This is a genomic window from Paraburkholderia sp., from assembly GCF_024281035.1.
Classification (GTDB): domain Bacteria; phylum Pseudomonadota; class Gammaproteobacteria; order Burkholderiales; family Burkholderiaceae; genus Paraburkholderia.
Genome location: NZ_JAMXLH010000049.1, coordinates 124,713 through 145,133 on the forward strand (window position 1 = coordinate 124,713; position 20,421 = coordinate 145,133).

Annotated in this window: 18 protein-coding genes and 1 tRNA gene; 13 read left to right on the forward strand and 6 right to left on the reverse strand. The window is 57.7% G+C overall.

Features of this window, described 5'->3' with window-relative positions; all coding sequences use genetic code 11:
- Positions 1 to 654 precede the first annotated feature (654 nt).
- Positions 655 to 1,533, reverse strand: a complete 879-nt coding sequence (locus tag Q0L30_RS16180; protein ID WP_296658292.1) for a TlpA disulfide reductase family protein — start codon at positions 1,531 to 1,533, stop codon at positions 655 to 657.
- Between the two features lie 98 nt (positions 1,534 to 1,631).
- Entirely contained in the window at positions 1,632 to 2,546 is a 915-nt protein-coding gene (gcvA, locus tag Q0L30_RS16185; RefSeq protein ID WP_296658294.1) for a transcriptional regulator GcvA, read from the reverse strand.
- Positions 2,547 to 2,765: 219 nt separating this feature from the next.
- Here gcvA and Q0L30_RS16190 point away from each other — a divergent pair, with 219 nt between their 5' ends.
- The 6 genes from Q0L30_RS16190 (at position 2,766) to Q0L30_RS16215 (ending at position 7,804) form a co-directional block, all read left to right on the forward strand.
- Positions 2,766 to 3,287, forward strand: a complete 522-nt coding sequence (locus Q0L30_RS16190; protein WP_296658296.1) for a carboxymuconolactone decarboxylase family protein — start codon at positions 2,766 to 2,768, stop codon at positions 3,285 to 3,287.
- A 169-nt stretch (positions 3,288 to 3,456) separates the two neighbouring features.
- A complete protein-coding gene (gene asd, locus Q0L30_RS16195; RefSeq protein ID WP_296658298.1) occupies positions 3,457 to 4,365 on the forward strand; it encodes an archaetidylserine decarboxylase in 909 nt (302 codons plus the stop codon).
- Between the two features lie 373 nt (positions 4,366 to 4,738).
- A complete protein-coding gene (locus Q0L30_RS16200; RefSeq protein ID WP_296658299.1) occupies positions 4,739 to 5,020 on the forward strand; it encodes a hypothetical protein in 282 nt (93 codons plus the stop codon).
- 62 nt (positions 5,021 to 5,082) lie between these two features.
- Complete coding sequence (locus tag Q0L30_RS16205) at positions 5,083 to 5,427, forward strand: carboxymuconolactone decarboxylase family protein (protein ID WP_296658302.1); 345 nt, start codon at positions 5,083 to 5,085, stop codon at positions 5,425 to 5,427.
- Positions 5,428 to 5,577: 150 nt separating this feature from the next.
- The gene (locus tag Q0L30_RS16210; protein WP_296658305.1) at positions 5,578 to 6,708 is read left to right on the forward strand and encodes an FAD-dependent oxidoreductase; all 1,131 of its coding nucleotides are present in this window, start codon (positions 5,578 to 5,580) and stop codon (positions 6,706 to 6,708) included.
- A 58-nt stretch (positions 6,709 to 6,766) separates the two neighbouring features.
- On the forward strand, positions 6,767 to 7,804 hold the full coding sequence (locus Q0L30_RS16215; protein WP_296658308.1) for an alcohol dehydrogenase: 1,038 nt from the start codon (positions 6,767 to 6,769) through the stop codon (positions 7,802 to 7,804).
- A gap of 83 nt (positions 7,805 to 7,887) precedes the next feature.
- Here Q0L30_RS16215 and Q0L30_RS16220 read toward each other — a convergent pair whose 3' ends face one another.
- Positions 7,888 to 8,796 carry a LysR family transcriptional regulator gene (locus Q0L30_RS16220; protein WP_296658343.1) on the reverse strand — a complete coding sequence of 303 codons (909 nt, stop codon included), beginning with the start codon at positions 8,794 to 8,796 and terminating at the stop codon, positions 7,888 to 7,890.
- A 124-nt stretch (positions 8,797 to 8,920) separates the two neighbouring features.
- Here Q0L30_RS16220 and Q0L30_RS16225 point away from each other — a divergent pair, with 124 nt between their 5' ends.
- The 5 genes from Q0L30_RS16225 (at position 8,921) to dsbG (ending at position 15,187) form a co-directional block, all read left to right on the forward strand.
- Positions 8,921 to 10,162, forward strand: coding sequence for a MalY/PatB family protein (locus Q0L30_RS16225; RefSeq protein WP_296658311.1), 1,242 nt, complete (start codon positions 8,921 to 8,923; stop codon positions 10,160 to 10,162).
- Positions 10,163 to 10,551: 389 nt separating this feature from the next.
- On the forward strand, positions 10,552 to 11,970 hold the full coding sequence (locus Q0L30_RS16230) for an amino acid permease (protein WP_296658314.1): 1,419 nt from the start codon (positions 10,552 to 10,554) through the stop codon (positions 11,968 to 11,970).
- Between the two features lie 492 nt (positions 11,971 to 12,462).
- A complete protein-coding gene (locus Q0L30_RS16235) occupies positions 12,463 to 13,236 on the forward strand; it encodes an SDR family NAD(P)-dependent oxidoreductase (protein ID WP_296658316.1) in 774 nt (257 codons plus the stop codon).
- Positions 13,237 to 13,496: 260 nt separating this feature from the next.
- Positions 13,497 to 13,997 carry a DUF2938 domain-containing protein gene (locus Q0L30_RS16240; protein ID WP_296658319.1) on the forward strand — a complete coding sequence of 167 codons (501 nt, stop codon included), beginning with the start codon at positions 13,497 to 13,499 and terminating at the stop codon, positions 13,995 to 13,997.
- Positions 13,998 to 14,341: 344 nt separating this feature from the next.
- Positions 14,342 to 15,187 carry a thiol:disulfide interchange protein DsbG gene (gene dsbG, locus Q0L30_RS16245; RefSeq protein WP_296658321.1) on the forward strand — a complete coding sequence of 282 codons (846 nt, stop codon included), beginning with the start codon at positions 14,342 to 14,344 and terminating at the stop codon, positions 15,185 to 15,187.
- A 418-nt stretch (positions 15,188 to 15,605) separates the two neighbouring features.
- Here dsbG and Q0L30_RS16250 read toward each other — a convergent pair.
- From Q0L30_RS16250 to Q0L30_RS16260, 3 genes are all read right to left on the reverse strand, one after another.
- A tRNA-Leu gene (locus Q0L30_RS16250) sits at positions 15,606 to 15,692 on the reverse strand.
- Positions 15,693 to 15,852: 160 nt separating this feature from the next.
- A complete protein-coding gene (locus Q0L30_RS16255) occupies positions 15,853 to 17,310 on the reverse strand; it encodes an aldehyde dehydrogenase (NADP(+)) (protein ID WP_296658323.1) in 1,458 nt (485 codons plus the stop codon).
- A 17-nt stretch (positions 17,311 to 17,327) separates the two neighbouring features.
- Positions 17,328 to 18,503: a fumarylacetoacetate hydrolase family protein gene (locus Q0L30_RS16260; protein ID WP_296658325.1), complete on the reverse strand. Its 1,176-nt coding sequence runs from the start codon at positions 18,501 to 18,503 to the stop codon at positions 17,328 to 17,330.
- 281 nt (positions 18,504 to 18,784) lie between these two features.
- On the opposite strand from Q0L30_RS16260, the gene Q0L30_RS16265 reads away from it, so the two are divergent.
- Together Q0L30_RS16265 and Q0L30_RS16270 are read left to right on the forward strand one after the other, a co-directional pair.
- Complete coding sequence (locus tag Q0L30_RS16265) at positions 18,785 to 19,687, forward strand: LysR substrate-binding domain-containing protein (protein ID WP_296658329.1); 903 nt, start codon at positions 18,785 to 18,787, stop codon at positions 19,685 to 19,687.
- 261 nt (positions 19,688 to 19,948) lie between these two features.
- Positions 19,949 to 20,421: branched-chain amino acid ABC transporter permease (locus tag Q0L30_RS16270; RefSeq protein ID WP_296658331.1), on the forward strand; the 473-nt coding region annotated here is incomplete at its 3' end.

Genomic DNA, 20,421 nt, shown 5'->3' on the forward strand with positions numbered 1-20,421 from the left:
GGCGTCGTTGTCAGCTCAGTTGCCAGGCTCATTCGCTGCTTTAAATACCGCGCTTCGCGCCCACGGGAAGTAAACAAAAAAACCCCGCAAATTCGATAATTTACGGGGTTATCTGTTTGTTTCTTTCTACTGCTTCGATTAGCTTTCTGGCGCCAGGAGAGGACTCGAACACTGCTTGTAAGTTATTGAGTATATGTGAATTTGGCGCTTGTCTTTGGGCGAGTATACGCTTGTGTATACGCAAAAATAGTGGATGTCTTCGCCAATCCTCGCTACAACGCATTTGCGCTGAGACATCTCGCTGACGATCCGCGCTGCGTCGTCCACGGGCAGCATGTCCGCCGCAGTGTCGGGATGCGCAGACCAGACAAGGGCTAGTGTTCAGTCATGACCCAAGCGCTTCCAGAGGGATTCGTGCCTGCGATCAAGCAGTGTGACGGTGTATCAGGTCAAGAACGGGCACTATGTACCGGTCCAGACAATACGTCTGTAGTGACCCCAAGTAGTCGCCGACGGTAAGCCGCGTGAGTGAACCTATCCGTCACGTTCTCAAACCGCACAAGCCATGTGAAGTGACAAAGCTACCGCGACAGGACGGGTAAAGACGATTCAATTCCACGCTGGCAGACGTAGATCTCGCCATCCGGAAGGACGTCACGGATAGAACCGCCCCAGGGCATCATGCAACGTCGCGGTAGAGAAAGGTCCGAGATGTGTTTCCAGAAGCCGACCGTTAGCATCATAGAACAAGGTAGTCGGGTAGCCTGCCGCATGAATGCGCGCCGCAAGAGAGGATGTTGGATCAAGCCACACATTGCTCAGGTGAAGCGAGCGACCTGCAAGATAGCGGCGAACAGTATCTGCCTGCTCACCCTGATTGACGAAAATGAAGCGTACATGGGGATTTTCTGCCTGGACGCGCTCAAATGCAGGTAGTTCAGCCTGGCAGGGTGGGCACCATGTTGCCCAGAGATTGACGATTGTGGGCAGACCTTCCGTGTTCAAGAGGTGCGACGTTCCATCGAGCGATTGCAGTACGACTGCCGGTATCGGTGATGGAGCGGGAGCGTCATTTCGAAGTACCTGTGCGGAACCGTAAGCCAAGACACCTGTCGTCAGGGCGAGTGCAAGTGGCACTCGGGTTTTCCCGCTGCGCAACAGGCGCCATCCGGTCATGAGGGCGCCGGCAACCACGCCGGTGAGCGGATCGAAGCCGAGATCGCGAATATCGAACACGGCGATCATGTCGTGCCGATACTGCGGAAGAAATCGGATTGCAAACGCGATGCGTGCCGCAATCAGCCCTGCTGCAACGATCATCAAGACATCGGCCTCGATGGAACCGTGGCGCTTCTCCATCAGCCAGCCCATCGTCAATACGACAGTGACGCCGAACATGAAAATCAGCGCAGGTATAGGCAGGGCGAACGAACCAATCGACATGATGACGTGAGCAAATCGTGAATGATGAAATGATGCCGCGTTGCAATGCAAGCCTTCACGCGTGGACCGCAGGTCTTGCGGTTGGTGCAAGGCTACAAGTCCGCTGGGGGAAGAGTCAGGCTCAATGACGAGCCTGACTCAAGGCGAGTAACTTCAGATTGTCAGTAGGCCATGATGTGATGGCCAGATTAACAGGGCGTTGCTTCCTGCATCAGCCACTCGCGAAATGCCACCAGCTTTGGCTGCGACGCGCATTCCGCCCGATAGACGACATAGTAAGCCAGCTCCGACGCCAGCTTTATCCCGGGAAACAGCGGGACCAGCCGACCTGCCGCCACGTCATCGCAGGCCATGACGCTTCGTGCCAGGGCAACACCGTGCCCGTCAATGGCCGCTTGCAGGACCGCAGCGGAATTATTGACCTGCATACCGCGGCTGGTATCGACCTCGGGTGCTCCGGCTCGCAATAGCCAGTCACCCCAGGTGGCGAACCCCGTGTGCGTGTCCACGGACAGATCATGTATCAACGGTTTTCCGGCAAGATCGTGCGGGGTAGTCAGGCCGCCGGTCCGGGCGAGCCATGCTGGCGAACACACCGGATAGATCTGTTCATCCAGCAGTTTTTCGGCAACCAGGCCCACCCAGCTTCCACGGCCGTATCGCACGCCAATGTCGATGCCTTGCGCGGCGAAGTCCACCAGCTTGAGATTCGTATCGAGACGGACATCGGTTTCGGGGCAAAGGACATGAAATTTTTCGATTCGCGGCAGCAGCCATTTGGCCGCGAATGCAGGGCTGATGGCAACGGTCAACACCCCGCTGGGCGATCCCTCCCGCAATCGGCTCAAGCCCAGAAATAGGCGATCGAAGCCGGCCCGGATGTCCGGTAGAGCCCGCTCTGCCGTTTCGGTTGGAATCAGGCGGGCACGACCGCTTGCTCCGCGATGAAATAGAGGCGTGCCGAGCCATTCTTCCAGGGACCGGACTAGCTGCCCCACGGCTGCGGGCGTTACGTTCAAATCCGCTGCCGCCGCCGAAAAACTTTGATGGCGTGCGCTGGCTTCAAAGGCGCGAAGTGCATTGAGGAATACGGGGGCTTTCATAAGAAATATTTTCTTTGCCTGGTGCGAAGAATATAGCAGTTGTCCGCACGGTTCACCACGCGAATAATAACGCCAGAAACACGCAAATGCCGGTATGAAGCGACCGCCGGGCTCAATGGCGCACGATGGTGCGAACAGGAAAGATTTTCTGTCAATCCGTTGGCTTGAAGCCGGCCCGTTGGCATCTGCGCAGATGGCAGTTCGACAAAGGAGCGAAGTGTGAGTGGTGTACGCGTTACCCCGTGGCGAGAGGGCGAGTTCGTCCCTCGAGAGTTGCTTGCTGGCATGCAGGCCCGTCGGCCCAATGGTGAGCTGATCGATATTGACCGTGTGTTGCTGAGGAGTTTTCCACTCGCAACAGGCTGGAACGAACTACTGCGCCGAGTTCGCACCGACTTCAGCCTGGAACTGGAATACCGTGAACTCATCATGCTGCGGGTGGCGGTGTTGAACCATGCCGACTTTGAATGGGATGTGCATTATCCCGCTTACCTGCAGGCCGGCGGCACGGAAGAAAAGTGCCTCGCGCTCAAAGCGCGAAGCGTAGCTAGCCCTATCTTCGACGAGAAGGAGCGCGCCCTGATCGTGTTGACCGACCAGTCCACGAAACAGGTTGATGTGGATGCTGGCGTCATCGAGGAACTAAAGCGCCTTTTCGATGAAACGCGAACCGTCGAAGCCGTTGCCACGGTTGCGGCCTACAACATGGTCTCCCGCTTTCTGGTGGCGCTGGCAATCTGAAATTCAGTATCGGAAATTACGGCAGATGATTGAGGTGTTCTCACTGGTACACGCTACGCGAAGCGACCTGGATGCGTGGCGATACTCATGCCGCACGGGCGGATTGATCACAGGATAGGTCCGCCTTTTACGCCACAGATCGAGGCCGCTCTGGATAGCGGTTTGTGTAATGTTCTTTAAAGATCGCCTGTTTGTCCTTACTCAGTACCTCTTGCCACACCATCTACTGTCCCGTCTCATCGGCTATGCCGCCGAATGCCGCGTGCACTGGTTCAAGATCCATCTGATTGCCTGGTTCATCCACCACTACAAGGTCGATATGCGCGATGCTCGTGTCGAAGATCTGGAAGGCTACGAAAACTTCAATGCCTTCTTCACGCGCTTCCTGAAGGATGGCGTTCGACCGCTCAATAAAGCTGCCGGGGGAGTGCTTTGCCCAGGAGACGGAACCATCAGCCAGTTCGGTACCATAGAACGCGGCCGCATATTCCAGGCCAAAGGCCACAGCTATAGTCTGGTCGAACTGCTCGGCGGCGATGCCGACCGCGCCTCACTGTTTATGGGCGGCGAGTTCGTTACCGTCTATCTGTCGCCACGGGACTATCACCGTGTGCACATGCCGGTGGCTGGCACATTGCGTGAGATGGTTTACATCCCTGGGCGACTGTTCTCCGTGAACCCGCTAACTGTTGCGCACGTTCCGGAGTTGTTCGCTCGCAATGAAAGAGTGGTCTGTCTGTTTGACACCGAGCATGGCCCAATGGCCGTAGTGCTGGTTGGCGCAATGATAGTTGCTTCGATCGAGACCGTTTGGGCTGGCCCGGTGAACCCGCCCAGGCGAGCGCTGACGACGTTTGGCTACGATGCGATACACGCGCGGATTCGTCTGGAAAAGGGCGCTGAACTAGGGCATTTCAAGTTGGGCTCCACCGCGATCGTATTGTTCGGACCCTGGCAGGTGAATTGGGTGGACGCACTCGATGCCGGCAGGCCGGTGCGGTTGGGTCAGTTACTTGGTAAGGCCCGAGCGGTGTCGCCAACGACAATGTGTTCACACCAGGGTGCCGTGCGGGCGTAATGGTATCCAGCTTCGTGCATCCTGATGAAAATCAATTCTCTTTATTTGTGAGGATCTCTAAATTGAATAATGCGTGCACCACGAGTCGGACGGATGAGACGGGAAATCTGGATGCGTGGATAAGCCGATGAAGAAATGCTTTCCATGATCGATACTTTATCTCGTTTGTGATCGGGTATCGACAAGTAGAAAATGATCTACCTGGATCAAGCCGATTCATTCGACATTTTCCGATAAAACTCTCCAGGCGGTGGTAACTGTCGCAGTCAATCAATGGAGCAAATTCTCCCTCTGAATTTCTCATCGTTCTTCAACTGACGGTGGCGAGACCGCTGGGCGTCAGGTTTAATTTCCCCTCACTACGGTGTCAAATATGGTCTATCTGCAAATCAATCTGAAAGTTAATCCTGCTAACCGGGAGGCTGCGGCGGGTGTCTATCAGAAATACAAGGCTCCTTTCCTCAACACGGTTGCGGGCGCCCAATCAAAGGAACTGCTGGTGCGCGATGTCGATGTGCAGGTGCTCCATGGCTTCGACAGTGTGCATAACGCCAAAGCCTACCTGGAAAGTGACCTGTTCACCGCCGATGTGGTAGGCGAACTCAAACCGTTGTTGGCGGATGCGCCCGACGTGCGCATCTACGAGGTCGTGTAATACCGCTCTCTGCCGCGAATTTGAGTACTCGGGCTTCCCGGAGCCCAACTGGAGCTGAAACCATGATGCAGGATTGGAACGCTTACCGTAACGCATTGCAGGTCCGCATTGGCGAATTTGCACAACTGAATCCCGACGTGATGAATGGCCTGGCGATGATCAGCGGTGCCGCCGAGAAAGGTAACAAGCTGGAGCCGAAGGTTCACGAACTGATTGCGCTCGCGGTGGCAGTTACGACGCGGTGCGACGGCTGTATCGCTACTCATACGCAGAAAGCGGCCGAGCTGGGTGCGACGCGGGAAGAAATCGCCGAAGCACTGGGCGTCGCGATTGCGCTGAATGCGGGGCCCGCACTGGTTTACTCGGCTCGCGTCCTCGATACCTACGCTTCGCTGCTGAATAAGTAATCCGAACCGGGGCTGTCCACCGACGACAAGCTGGCCAGTCCCGGGTTCGATTCTTGAAGAATGGCCATGCTTGTCAATTGCGGGACACACGGGTGTCACCGTGTATCTGAAGACGGGCTGCGTCATCGGTCTTAGACAGGGGGAGGTCTCATGGTGGTGGCCAGGATCGCGATCGTGGGAGGAGGTCTCGCGGGTTTGTACGCGGCATTTCGTCTTGAACAGCGGGGGATCGAGGATTACGTGCTCCTGGAGGCGCGCCATACCTATGGCGGCCGCATCGAATCTGTGTCTTCCGGTGAGTTTTCGGTTTCGGGAGGCAGTAACGTGCAGCGTGATCTGGATCGCTTCGATCTTGGCGCGACGTGGTTTTGGCCCACACTTCAACCCCGACTGGACCGTCTGGTTCGCGAACTCGGTCTGGAACGCTTCGAACAGAACGAAACCGGCGATATCGTGGTTGAGCGATCACCGCACCAGCTTCCCACGCACATGGGCAGCTATGCTACGTCGCCACAGGCGGTGCGCCTCGTCGGCGGAATGAGCGCGCTGGTCGATGCCCTGCATCGGAAGTTAACAACCACGCGGCTCAGGGGGGATCAGCGCGTGCGACACATGCGCTGCGCAGGCGATCGGATTGAACTGAATGTCGAGGATTCGCACGGGCAACTCACGTCCTGTTCAGTCGAGCAGGTCCTGTTGGCAGTTCCGCCGCGCCTTGCCGCTGCGACGATCGGTTTTCAACCTGAACTACCGAATACGTTAGTGCGGGCGTGGCGTGATACGGCAACCTGGATGGCGCGACACGCAAAATACATCGCGATCTACGACACGCCCTTCTGGCGCGAGCAAGGGCTTTCTGGTGAAGGAAGAAGTGCCTGTGGCCCGCTTACTGAAATCCACGATGCATCCATGCCGGGCGGTAGTGCGGGGTTATCTGGTTTCATCGGCGTGCCTGCTCTTATTCGCAGGAAAACATCACCGAGCGCATTACGTGCACTGTGTCGTGCACAACTTGAACGGATGTTCGGTCCGCAGGCAGCCGCACCGAAGGCCATGGTCGTCAAGGACTGGGCCGAGGACGTGCTCACTGCCACGGAAGCTGATCAGGATGCTGGCGTTCAGCAGCACGGGTCAGCGCCTGCAGCGTCGCCCACATCGGGCGTCTGGTGCGGACGCCTCGTCGGTGTCGCCAGCGAATGGGCTTCCCATTTTCCGGGCTACGTTGCTGGTGCTATCGAAGCGGCCGACCACGGCGTTCAGATGCTGCTGGAAGGGCAATAAAGCGGAGGGGGCTCCGGTCAGGCATCGTTGAATAGCAACGACATATGGGGGTGCAGTTATGAAGAATACCTATCAAGCTATGCAGGTGACGACGCTTGGAACACTTGATCTGGTGGATCGCCAGATACCGGTGCCCGGCGCTGGAGAAGTCCTGATCGAAGTCGAGGCCTGCGGAATCTGCGGTGCCGATGTCAGTGATATCGAAGGTGCTGATCCCGCAGCGCAACCGCCTCGTGTGCCGGGACATGAAGTGGTGGGCCGCATTGTTGCGAGTGGAAGTGGTATCCCCTCAATCTGGAAGATCGGCCAGCGGGTCGGTGTGGGCCGCCTCGGTGGTCATTGCAATGAGTGCGTTCAGTGTCGCCGTGGAGAGTTCCAGCTCTGTCAAAACCAGCCCTTCGTCGGTGCTACATGCGATGGCGGTTATGCAGAAATGATGATCGCGCGTAGCACGGCGCTGGTCTCCATCCCCGATGAACTCGGCGCCGAAGAAGCGGCACCGATCCTGTGTGCGGGCATTGCCACCTTCAATGCGCTCCGGAAATCCGGCGCCGAGCCCGGCGATCTGGTCGCGATACTGGGCATCGGCGGGCTGGGTCACATGGCGTTGCAGTATGCGCGCAGGATGGGGTTCAAGGTGGTTGCGGTTGGGAGAGGCGAAGACATTGTTGAGGATGTGCTTGCGCTGGGCGCACACGTGTATATCGACACCAACCGGGAGGATGCGGTCGCGCGACTCAATGACATGGGTGGCGCACGGGCGATCGTGGCCACCATCGGCCATGCCGGGACGTTGTCGGCGCTAATGAACGGACTCGCACCCCATGGCCGCCTGATCGTGCTTGGTGCCGACAAAGATCCGCTGCTTGTATCAATCGGTCGTCTGGTCGTCGGGGAGCGCAGCGTAAGTGGGTCGCTCACAGGCTCACCTTACGATACGGAGCGCGCGCTGACCTTCAGCGTGTTGACGGGGGCGCGACCGCTAATCGAAACCATGCCGCTTGAGCGAGCCAATGAAGCGTATCAGCGAATGAAATCAGGCGACGTCAAGTTCCGTATGGTGCTAACGATGAAAACAACTTCACCGACCGGTTAAACAGCAGGTCAGCCATTTCGTAAGTGAGGCATCTGGCTTGACAAACTTTTCCCTGGTCTTGCCGCCCGTTATTGCTTGCATCTTCACACGGTATTCCGTGAGCCTTTGACACCTGTTTCCTGGGCCAGCTCCAGGAAACCTGCAATATACGCAATCTCTTCCTCGCCGCGTCGGATCCCCACGTTGATACTTTTCTGGATGCCGCGCTTTCCGAGTCGCACCGCGCGGATGGGCAAACCTGCGCCCTCCTCGAGCACGAGCCAGTCCGGCAGGACTGAAACGCCACGGCCGGCGGATACGAGCTGCAGCATCAGGTCGGTGGCTTCCGCGGTTCTGTGGCTTTTCGGTTTGCAATGCGCCGGTACAAGGAAGCGCGTGTAGATGTCGAGTCGCTCGATGCTCACGGGAACGGTGATCAATTCCTCGCCGAGCAGATCACGCGGGTGAGCGAACGTGCGCGTGGCCAGCGCGTGCCCCTCATGGACGACGAGAACCAGTTCGTAGTCGATTACCGGCGTAAAGACGATGTCGGGCAGGTCGACAGGGTCCGGGGTGATGAGCACGTCGATCTCATGCCCCTGAAGTGCCGCGATCCCATCGAAGCGAAAGGCGGTGCGGACGTCGAAGTCGACGTCAGGCCATGCAGCCAGATAACGCGGTGTCAGCCGGTTCAGCCATTTCTGGCAGGGATGGCACTCCATACCCACACGCAATGCCCCGCGCCGGCCCTCGGCGAAATCGACGAGGACGCGTTCAGCATGATCGATCTGGGGTAGTACGCGATGGGCCAGAGCCAGCAGGTACTCGCCGGCCTGCGTGAAACGTAGATTGCGCCCGTCCTTGGTCCAGATCGTGACACGGTAACGCTCCTCGAGCTTGCGAACCATGTGTGAGAGTGCCGACTGCGTGACGTTCAGGCGCTCGGCCGCGGCCGTGACGCTTCCCAGACGACCGACCTCCATCAGCATAGCGAGTTGTTGACGATCTAGCATCCATGACCTCAGCTCATTGGTGTGTGAAAAAATACCATTTTTAATCATGATTTCAAGTTGCTATTCTGACCGAAATCCAGGGGCACGCAACATCAGCGCGCCGATTTATCGAGACAAGGAAGATATGTTGACTGCTTATTCAACAGTGTTGAAGGATGGTGCTCCGACTGCCCGGAGTGTTTCGATTTTCGATGAAGTGATCGACCGAAAAAAATCGAACTCGATGAAATGGGCAATCGCAGAAAAACTCCTTTCCGCAGACGAATTCGAAGCACGGCCGTTACCTATGTGGGTCGCGGACATGGATTTTCGCTCCCCCCAACCGGTCATCGACGCGCTTCACGAAGCCGTTGAGCACGGCGTGTTTGGCTATCCCGGTGGCGCACCGGACAGCTATGTCGATGCCGTGACTGGATGGCAGGCCAGGCGGTTCGGCTGGGATGTCGCGAAGGAGTGGGTCGTACAGACGTCGGGCATTATCACGACGCTGAAGACGGCGGTGCAGGCATTTTCCGCACCAGGCGATTCCGTCCTTATTCAGCCCCCGGTCTATGCCCATTTCCACAATGATGTGCTGATGAACGGGCGCCATCTGGCCTTTGCGCCATTGGAGCGAACGGAAACGGGTTACCGGTTCGACGAAAAGGTCTTCGAGGCCGCGATTCGCGACAATACCAAGCTCTTTATTCTGAGCAATCCTCATAACCCGACAGGCAATGTGTGGTCTGAAGGCGAGTTGCGGGCTATGGGTGAGATCTGCCTGCGCCACGGCGTGCTTGTGATTTCCGATGAAATTCACCAGGACCTGATAATCAACCCGGCAAAAAAGCACATTCCGTTCGCTTCCCTCAGCGAGCAATTCGCGCAGAACAGCATCACGTGTACGGCCCCGAGCAAGACGTTTAACTTGCCCGGTCTGCAAAGCGCCAACGTCTTTGTGCCGAACCGGCGCTTGCGCGAGGAGCTGCTTCGACAGTACGACCGGAACATGTTCCCGCTCGTCAATACGCTGGGAATGGTAGCGGCGGAAGCCGCCTATGCGCATGGCGAGCCGTGGCTCGAAGAAATGCTGTCTTACCTTCGTGGAAACCACACCTATTTCCGCAATGCGGTTCGCGACGTCACGGCGAAAATCAAGGTGTTGCCCGCGGATTCGCTCTACCTCGCCTGGATGGATTGTCGAGGGCTTGGCATGGATGCGATAGCGCTAGACAAGTTCATGCTGACGAAGGCGCGGTTGTGGCTCGACAAAGGGCAGAAATTCGGGATCGAAGGTCACGGGTACATGCGTGTGAATCTCGGTTGTCCGAGGTCTACTGTAGACGAGTCCGTAAAGCGACTCGCCGTCGCGTTGGCGGGACTCTGAGGAAAGGTGCGCGACAGGAGTGGGCGGCGGCATAAGACCTGACGCCGACGCGTACCTTCGAGAAGCCGAAAGCCAGTGCAGTTGCTTCATTGCAAAAGTGAAAGCGATACGCTGGCCGTCCGACTCTCTGGTCGACCACCAGAGGGAAATCTAATCAATTCCGTGTGGCAAGCCAGGCCGCAGAGCCACCGGTAGATTTTGTATCACTTCGCGGGCGCGAATCGGTGTAGTAACGATTAAATATATAAATTAGCACTACATATAACGATAAAGAAATGGGGAGGGAGAGGAAATCTCGGGTGAAGGCATTTCATGGCCCATCTGTACGTGGGTTGTTGCTATGCATCTTGAAGACAGTACGGACGTATAGGTCCGTTGGAGGAGACAAAATGAGCGAAGCGAATGAAATACAGGCGTACGAGCAGGAAGATTTAAAGAGAGACCTCAAAAGCCGCCACATCCAGATGATCGCGATCGGCGGCGCGATCGGGACCGGTCTCTTTTATGGGTCGTCCTGGGCCATCAAGACAGCGGGCCCGGCGATTCTCCTCATGTACATACTCGCAGCAATAGCCATCTACTTCGTGATGAGGGCGCTTGGCGAGATGGCGGTCGAGGAACCTGTGTCCGGGTCCTACATATCCTATTCGAATCGCTACATCCATCGATTCGTCGGCTTCCTGAATGGGTGGAATGCATTCATCTTCCTGCTGGCCACAAGTGCGGCAGAACTGAATGCGCTCGGCAACTACATGCACTTCTGGTATCCGGGCTTGCCGATCTGGGTCACTGCTCTGGTGGCTGTATCGGGGATGTTCGTGGTCAATATCGCTGGTGTGAAGATATACGGTGAAGCCGAATTCTGGTTCTCGCTCATAAAGGTTGCCGCTATCGTCGCGATGATCGGCTTCGGCGCTGCCATGATTTTCTTCGGGGTGGGAAATCATGGTGTGCCGATTGGTGCGCACAATCTCGTCGCTAACGGCGGATTCTTCGCAAAAGGATGGGGAGGTGCGCTTCTGTCCATCGTGATGGTCGCGTTTGCGTTCGGCGGTGTTGAAAATCTTGGTCTGGCCGCCGGAGAAGCAAAGGACGTCAAAACAACGATGCCAAAGGCCGTGAGCGCCACGTTCTGGCGACTGCTGATTTTCTATGTGGGTGCGATTGCCGTGCTGCTGATGATCTTTCCGTGGACCTCGCTGACCACGAAGGGCAGTCCATTCGTGGAAGTCTTTGCGAAGATCGGCGTTCCGGCGGCGGCGGGGATCATGAATCTGGTGGTGGTTACGGCGGTACTATCGGCGGTCAACTCCAGCGTGTTCACGAATAGTCGCACGTTCTACAACCTTTCCTTGCAAAAGAATGCCCCAGCTTTCCTTAGCGTGGTGAACAGCCAGAAGGTGCCGTCGCGCGCGATTATGCTCGTCTTTGGGGCGATGTTTGCGGGGGTCGTTCTCAACTACATCATGCCGGAAAGTGCGTTTGAGCTTTTCTCTTCGGTCACCGTGTTCGGTCTGATCTGCGCGTGGTCGTCCATCCTTGTCAGTCATCTGAAATTTAGAAAGACGCGCATTCAAAGCGGTCGCGACGCGGAAATCTCTTACAAGATGCCTTTCTACCCGTATAGCAACTACTTGGCATTGGGTTTCATGGCGGCTGTGATGGTCTGCATCGCAATTCTCCCTGATATGCGGATGTCTCTGGCAGTGTCTGCCGCGTGGGTCGTGGTCGTATTCATCGCCTACAAGTTCTACACGAGGAGCGAAGTGATTCTCGCTGAGCCGGAGCCGACTTCTTCGCGCGGCTAGCGCATCGGTTCTCAATGCGGTCAGCCGCCGCCGTGGGGCTCTACACGGCGCGGCTGACACTGGCGCCCAATTGCTGCCGTGACCGAAACCGAGGGCTTCACACCGAGGGGGAGCGTGTGCACAGCACGCGGTAAGGCTGATGATCCTTGCTTCTAGTGGGGCGTTCGCTGTTGAAGTTTCGGTGAATGGTTTAACGCCGGAAGATCGCACTGGCTTCGACTTGTCACAAAGATTTTCTTTTTGCGTCGCATGTTTAATCTCGTTTGTCTGCTGGTTCGAAAGAAACAATAATTATCAAAAATTCGGGCGTGTTGACGATTTGCCTCGCCGTGGCGGTGCAGAAGATCTGCCTGGACATCGATAGCTAATCTACTAAGTGCGCTGTTTCGGTGTCGGTACCCGGCGTCTCATCGGTGGTCGCGGAAAAGCGATGTGTAGCACCGTTTGGTAGTTGTCGGACATAACCTGTGGCCGGTCAGAAAGGATATCAACGTGAGTAACGAGTTCAACGGTAAGAAGTTGCTGGTGATTGGTGGTACTAGCGGGATGGGTTTTGAAACGGCTCGGACGGTCGTGGCGTCTGGTGGCCGCGCTGTGATTGTTGGGAACCGTGCTGAGAAAGCTGAGCAGGCGCGAAAGGAACTGAGTGCGCAGGGCGAAGTTATGGCGTTGGCCGCGGATATCTCCAGCGAGGAAGGACTGGCTGCGCTTCTGAGGTCAATCGACGAAGATCACAAAGACATTGATTTGCTCGTCAACGCAGCAGGCATTTTCTTCCCGAAGCCGTTCCTGGAGCACAATGAAGCGGACTACGACCAGTATATGAAGCTGAACAAGGCGTTCTTCTTTATCACGCAGAAGGTCGCCGCGAACATGGCGGACGCGAATCGACCGGGTTCGATCGTCAACATTGGTTCGATGTGGGCCAGACAAGCTATCGCAGCAACGCCGTCGTCAGCATACTCGATGGCGAAGGCGGGTCTTCACTCGTTAACGCAACACCTCGCGATGGAGTTGGCCGCCAGGAAGATCCGCGTTAACGCGGTGTCGCCCGCGGTCGTTGCGACGCCGATCTACGAAGGGTTTATCTCGAAGTCTGAAGTGCATGATGCCCTGCAGGGCTTCAACAGCTTTCACCCCATCGGTCGCATAGGCACGCCTCAAGATGTGGCGGAGGTAGTTGCGTTCCTGCTGTCGGATAAAGCGAGCTGGGTCACGGGTGCGATTTGGGACGTGGATGGTGGCGTTATGGCAGGTCGCAACTAACGCGCAGCGGATTCGCCGTTCGGCTCCGTGGCAATTTGTAGGCGGGAGCGGCGCGGCCCCAGATGGTCCTGGCAGGTGGCGGCTGACGATATCCGAAACGCGATGGTTATGAAGTCGATATCTCGGCAAGCTACTTTGTTGGACTTCGGCTTGCGGCATCCCGGTCTTCGCTAATGCTTATCGACACATCACGTTCCCATTCTCACGTGTTCTCGAAACTGCACTCAGTTTTTTAATCAATTATCAAGCAGGGCGCATTAATGATTGCGGTAATGGAAAGTGCGGTGCGGGCGTCCGTTATAGGTATCGGTGCGACGGTGATCCTCGACCTGTGGATAACCGTGGGTTCGAGGCTTTTCGGTATCTCGGGACCCGATTGGGCGATGGTGGGGCGCTGGGTCGGCCATATGGCTTCGGGGCGCTTCGTTCACGCGAATATCGATCGCGCCTCTCCCATCAATGGGGAACTCGCACTCGGTTGGATGGTGCATTATGTGACGGGGATCGTGTACGGCTTGATTCTCGTCACCATATGGGGTGGTGAGTGGTTGCGGCAGCCAACAATCCTTCCTCCAATGCTCTTGCTTTGGATGTTTTTGGTCGCTCCTTATTTTGTGATGATGCCTGGAATGGGCGAGGGAATTGCGGCATCCAGGACGCCGCATCCAAATCTTGAACGTTTAAAGAGTGTCGTAGGGCACTCTGTGTTTGGATTCGGGATGTATCTGGTGGCGATATCTATCAGAAACATAAATGCGTGAATCGCAATGATCATTTGCTGCCTCGGCTACAGCTGATGGACAGTACCCGCATCACATCGTGCGCGTTGACCAGCGCTTCGTGATGTCACGTTGATTCGCGTGGACGTGACGCGATCAAAGGGCAAGGCTATGGGTCTGTCGTCGGCGTTCCACGGTATCGGTTTGCCGACGACTTCGGTCGTTTTCCGCGACGGCACGGGAGCCGGTCAGCGGTGGCTGGTTAGTCAAGCAGGTACCTGTCAACGGGTGGCCTCTCTGGTAGATGCAGAAGGCGGCCAAGCCGGGAGTGCATCGCGAGCAAGAACCGGCGATATAGGCGACTTACCAGGAAAAGGTGCTCACGAATGAATATTAGATTGAAGTCAGTCTCGTTTGCAGCGGGTGCGATTGCCCTAATCGCGTTAAGTTCGGTGGCAATTGTCAGCCGCTTTGCTTCCGCAGCGGATCAGCCCGTCGTTCCGCCGGGACTGCAGAAGTTCGCCGAATCGGCTGGAGTCAAAATTGTGGGACGTATAGCGCCGGCACCCGCGGGCATGACTGGGTGGGCTGCATACAAGGGGCAACAGCCGCTGGCCTTTTACAGTACAAGTGACGGCAAGTACTTTTTAGCTGGCACGCTGTTCGATGCGCAGGGCCATGATGTAACCAAGGGCGCATTGATAAAGGTTGTTGGTGGCCAATTGAGTGGCGGTGTCTGGAGTCAACTGGAAAAAAGTCATTGGATTCGGGAAGGAAATCCGAATTCACCGCGGATCATGTACGTTTTCACAGACCCAAATTGTCCATATTGCAGCCGCCTCTGGAGTGATACGCAACCTTGGGTCAAGGCCGGGAAGGTTCAGATCCGGAACATCCTGGTTGGCATTCTGACGCCAACGAGTTACGGCAAGGCCGCGGCGTTACTCTCGGCAAAAGACCCACAGAAGGCATTTCATGACCATCAAATGGTCCAGTTCGGCATCAATCGAGTGAGTGAACCGGGACAGATGAAGTCGCTTAATGACAGTGGAATAGCGCCGCTAGAAAACGTGGATGCGAGGATCAGGAAGGAACTGGACGAGAATCAGCAACTGATGTCCGATCTTGGTATTGACGCGACACCGGCGCTTTACTGGAAAGACGACGACGGAACGTTGAGATCCTCCCTCGGTGAACCACGGAATTTGGCTTCGGTCCTCGGCCTCCGTTAATTTTTAAAGCGCCTCGTTAGCCGGTTCGCGAGCAATCGCGGCGGACTTGTGGGCCTCGACGAATGCAACCTCGGGGTAGGGGGCAGGCTGCGAAAGTTCTCCTTTCCCGTACCTGGGCGACGATAGCGGAGCAGCCGCGTTTTGCTTTCGTCTAGTCAGGCGCGTAGGGCAAGCCCGCTTCCATCGGTGATTAGATAGGGACGTTCGCGCGGTTTAGCGACGCGAAACACCGCTTCAGACTTGGGTTCTGACGCCTTTGGACATGGCTTGCACCGCAATTCCGCGTATACGCATGTGTATACGCAAAAATTGCTGATGCCACCGGAATATGACGGCCATCCGCAGAAACAAAAAACCCCGTAAGATTTCGATCTTACGGGGTTTCTCGAACTACTTCGGCTTGTGCCGGAACATCTTCTGGTGCCCAGGAGAGGACTCGAACCTCCACAGTGTTGCCACCGCCAGGACCTGAACCTGGTGCGTCTACCAATTCCGCCACCTGGGCACGTCTTGAAGCTAGGCGGCCATTATAGCGGCCCGATAAAACCTGTCAACAAATGTTTTAACCGCTTTCGCCGATCCTCGCTATAACGCATTTGCGCCGAGACATTTCGCTGACGATCCGCGCCGCGTCGTCCGCGGACAACGTGCCGCCTTGTCCAGCTTTATGCCACCGTAGCCGTTCCGGCAGTCGCGGTAATTGCCCACTGTGGTGCGCCCTGCAATGCAACGGGGCGCAGGAAGCGCTCGATCGCGGCATAGCCCACTGAAGTCGTTTGCGGTTGCGTCGAAGCGGGCCACGGTCCGCCGTGCTGCTGCGCGTCGCAGACGGCCACACCCGTCGGCACGCTGCCGAACAGCACGCGCCCCGCGATACGTTGCGCTGTAGCTGCAAGCGCACGATTTGCGGCCGTGTCGGCTTGCGCGCCCCACAGTGTGACCGTGAGCGAGCCTTCCACGGCGCTGAGCACGTCGAGCGTTTGCGCTTCGTCGCGCACCTTCACGATCAACGCAGCCGGGCCGAACATCTCTTCGTGCAACGCCGCGTTGGCAATGAACGTCTGCGCGTCGGTTTCGAACAGGCGGGGCGCGGGCGCTGTCGCTTCGTCGTTTTCTGCCGACGCCGCGAGACGCACGCGCACGCCCGCCTGCGCGGCGACATGCGCCGTAGCGCTTTCGAAGCCGCGGCGCATGTCCGCCGTGAGCATCGCATGCGGCTTCTGGGTGGACAACGTCTGCGCCAGCGCCTGCGCAAAGCGATCGCCGTCGGTATCGTCGCGCACGACGATCAACCCCGGGCTCGTGCAAAACTGTCCGCAGCCCATCGTGATCGAGGCGGCGAGTGTCGCGGCAGGCGTTTCGACCCCATCCGTGAGCGCTTGCGGCAGCACGACGAGCGGATTGATCGAGCCCAGTTCGCCATAAAACGGAATGGGCCGACGGCGTGCATTGGTGGCGCGCCACAGGGCCACGCCACCCTGATACGAACCCGTGAACGCCACCGCAGCGATATCTGCATGACCCACGAGGTGCACCGCCGCTTCGCGCGATGCCTGATCGACGAACGCGATCACGCCTTCCGGCAGGCCCTGTTCGCGCAGCACGCGCGCGGCCAGTGCATGCACGCGGCGTGAGAGTTCAGGATGGCCCGGATGCGGCTTGACGATCACCGTGCAACCCGCGGCGAGCGCGGACGCCGTATCGCCGCCCAGCACCGAGAATGCGAAGGGGAAATTGCTCGCCGAGAACATCGCGACAGGCCCGAGCGGAACGTGCACGCGCGTGAGTTGCGGTCGGCCCGCTGGCGGCGCGCCGGGCACGGCCGCGTCGTCAACCTGGAGATTGGCGATGCCTGCGTCCACGCGTTCGGCAAAGCCGCGCAGCTGAAATGCGGTGCGTGCGAGTTCGCCATTCAGACGCGCGGTGCCAAGCGAGGTCTCGTCGTCGGCGATCGCGACGAGCTGGGCGGCGTCGCGCTCAAGCGTGTCGGCAAGGCCGCGCAGCAGGGCGCTGCGCACCGCACGCGAAGCCGTGCCGTAAGTTGCCTGGGCAGCGTGCGCGAGCGCGACCGCTTCGTCGATAGGCGCGAAAGGCGCCGACGTCACAGGGTTCTCTGTCTGCATGTCGAATTGACTCCGATTTAAAAAAGACCGCGCGCAGCGAGATTGGCATAAAGCGCTCGCACGCCAAACGTCCACGGTTCGATTTCGGTGCAAAGACGCACGGTGTTGACGATGGCGCCAAGCGGCGGCGCGCTGATTGTGACACGATCGCCGATGTGGTGGGTAAAGCCGCCGCCGGGCGCGTCACGGTCCTTGATCGGCGAGAACATCGTGCCGAGGAACAGCATGAAGCCGTCCGGATACTGATGGTGCCGGCCCCACGCCTGCGAGACGAGATCGAGCGGATCACGGCTGATTTCCCGCATATGGCTCACACCTTCGAGCAGGAAGTCGCCGTCTGCGCCTTCCACCCGAAGCGACACGCTGGTCGCGCGAACCGAGTCGAGCGTGAATGTTCCGTCGAATACGCGAACGAACGGGCCGATCGCACACGAGCCGTTGTTGTCCTTGCATTTGCCGAGCAGCAGAGCGGAACGGCCTTCGATGTCGCGCAGATTGACGTCGTTGCCGAGCGTCGCTCCGATCACGTTGCCCTTGCTGTTGACGGCAAGAACGATCTCCGGCTCGGGGTTGTTCCATGCGGAGGCCGGATGCAGGCCGATATCCGCGCCGAATCCAAGGGCGGACATCGGCTGCGACTTCGAAAACACCTCGGCGTCGGGGCCGATCCCGACCTCCATGTACTGTGACCACGCACCACGGCGTTGAAGCGCTTCCTTCAGCCTGATCGCAGCCTCGGAGCCCGGCCTGATCTTCGAGAGATCGGTGCCGATCAGTTGCGTGATTTCCGCGCGAACGGTTTGTGCTTTCGCTGGATCGCCTCCGGCCTGCTCCTCGATGACACGCTCGAGGAGACTCACCGCGAAGGTTACGCCACATGCCTTGATTGCCTGAAGGTCGCATGGCGTGAGCAAATAAGGCCGGTCGGTGTCGCGCGATGCGTCGAGGCTGTGCTCGAGCAGGACATGCACATCGCCGAGCGATTCGCCCGATACGGCACGAGCGAAATCGACCAGATCTTCTCGATCGAACAGGTCTGCCGTGGTCTGCGCCGCTCGGGAGATGTCGAAGACTATACCGTCGCGAACGACAACGACACATGGGCCGGCACCCGCAGGGGTTTGTCGCCAGATTCGTCCAACCAGCAATGCACGTTCGAGATCGTGCGGAAGGTAAGCGGATGCCGGGATCATGATAAGCATTCAGAGAGTGAGGGATAGGTGAGCGAAATCGTAGAGAGCAAGATGTCTCTGAAGCAAACGAAATCTCGTCATGATGCCTTCCTGGATGGAATACCTTGGCGCCACGCCCGATTTCGGCGTAATGGAAAACGGGAAATGACGTCCGCTATACGGACAGAACCTGGCTGATGCGCAAGTTCATCGGGCCTATGCTCATTCGGAATGGCGCCAAATATCATCCCCTATAATCGGCGATCTTGAGGGGATTCCCGTGGCTACGCAATGGTGAAGAGATGACGAATGTGTTGAGGATGTTGAATTCGTTGCCTCCGATCGAGACGCTCGTGTGCTTTGAGGCCGTCGCCCGCAGCGGGAGTTTTACGGCGGCCGCGCGTGAGCTTTCGATCACGCAGAGCGCCGTGAGCAAACAGATCAAGGCTTTGGAGGAGGCGCTTCATTGTGCGCTGTTTGACCGGCACGCGCGCGGCATCACGTTGAGCAAGGCGGGCGCAAGCTTTCTTGAGGAAGTGGAACCCGTTTTGTACAGGTTGCAGCGTGCGGTGCAAAAGGCCCGGAATGCGCAATCCGGGGAGGCCGTCACCATAAGCTGCACACTGTCGGTTGCGCATTATTGGCTGTTTCCCCGAATCGTTCGTTTCAACCAGAAATATCCGGACATTACGGTGAGCGTCGTTTCGACCAACTCAATGAATGAGCACAGCGTCGGTGAAAACGACCTGGGCATCCTTTATGGATCGGGTGACTGGACGACGCTGGAGAGCACGCCCCTCATTCACGAGATTGTCTATCCGGTCTGCAGTGCCGAGATGCAATATCCCGAGCCTGCCACGCCGGGTGATCTGCGTTCGTTACCGCTTATACAACTCGATTCGCACCAGTGGGACTGCCTCGACTGGCAGGACTGGTTCGACCATTTCGGCGTCGATTATCAAATCCCCGGAAAAGCGATTACGTTCAACCAACTGACGTTGACGCTAAACGCCGCGCTCGAAGGACTTGGAGTGAGTCTTGTCTGGGATTCGATGGCGCGCACGGCGATTGAATCCGGCAAACTCAAGCGAGTCGGTCAGTTTCAGTACGAGACGGGGCGCGGCGATCATCTCGTGTATGTGAAACATCGTCCGCTTAGTACGCAGGCTGCAACGTTCCGCGACTGGCTGCTCACCACGATCTGATCCAGACGAAGTCGTCGTTCCAGCGCGACCGTCGTCGCGCTGTCTTTGCATTCCTCGCAGGAATTGCTGCGGATTCTCGGCAATACAATCTAGGGTTATCCCTAGCCAACATATTCCAGTCCGGCATATCTCATGCGGCGATTTCGTTTGTGCGGTCGATATCGGCTTCGTAATCTCATATCAACCGTAGCAACGGAGTAGCACGGTAGTGGTGGGAATGGCCGCTACCGACATCGCCTCGACATTCAACCCGGTATTGCAATGGACATCTTTATCCAGCAGCTCCTTAACGGACTCGTACTCGGCAGCATCTACGCCATCATCGCCCTGGGCTACACCATGGTGTACGGCATTCTCGGCATCATCAACTTCGCGCACGGCGATGTGCTCATGGTCGGGGCGATGGTTGCGCTCTCCGCCATCACGGTGCTGCAGAACCACTTCCCGGGCCTCGGGAACATCCCCACGCTGTGCATCGCGCTCGCAGTTGCCGCAGTCGTTTGCGCCTTCGTCGGGTACACGATCGAACGAATCGCTTATCAGCCGCTGCGCCGCGCACCGCGTCTCGCGCCGCTCATTACCGCGATCGGCGTGTCGATTCTGCTGCAGACGCTCGCCATGATGATCTGGGGCCGCAATCCGCTCGCGTTCCCGCAGCTCATCTCCACCGATCCGATCAACGTCATCAAGCCGACTGAAACCGGCGTGGGCGCCGTGATCTCGCCGACCGAGAT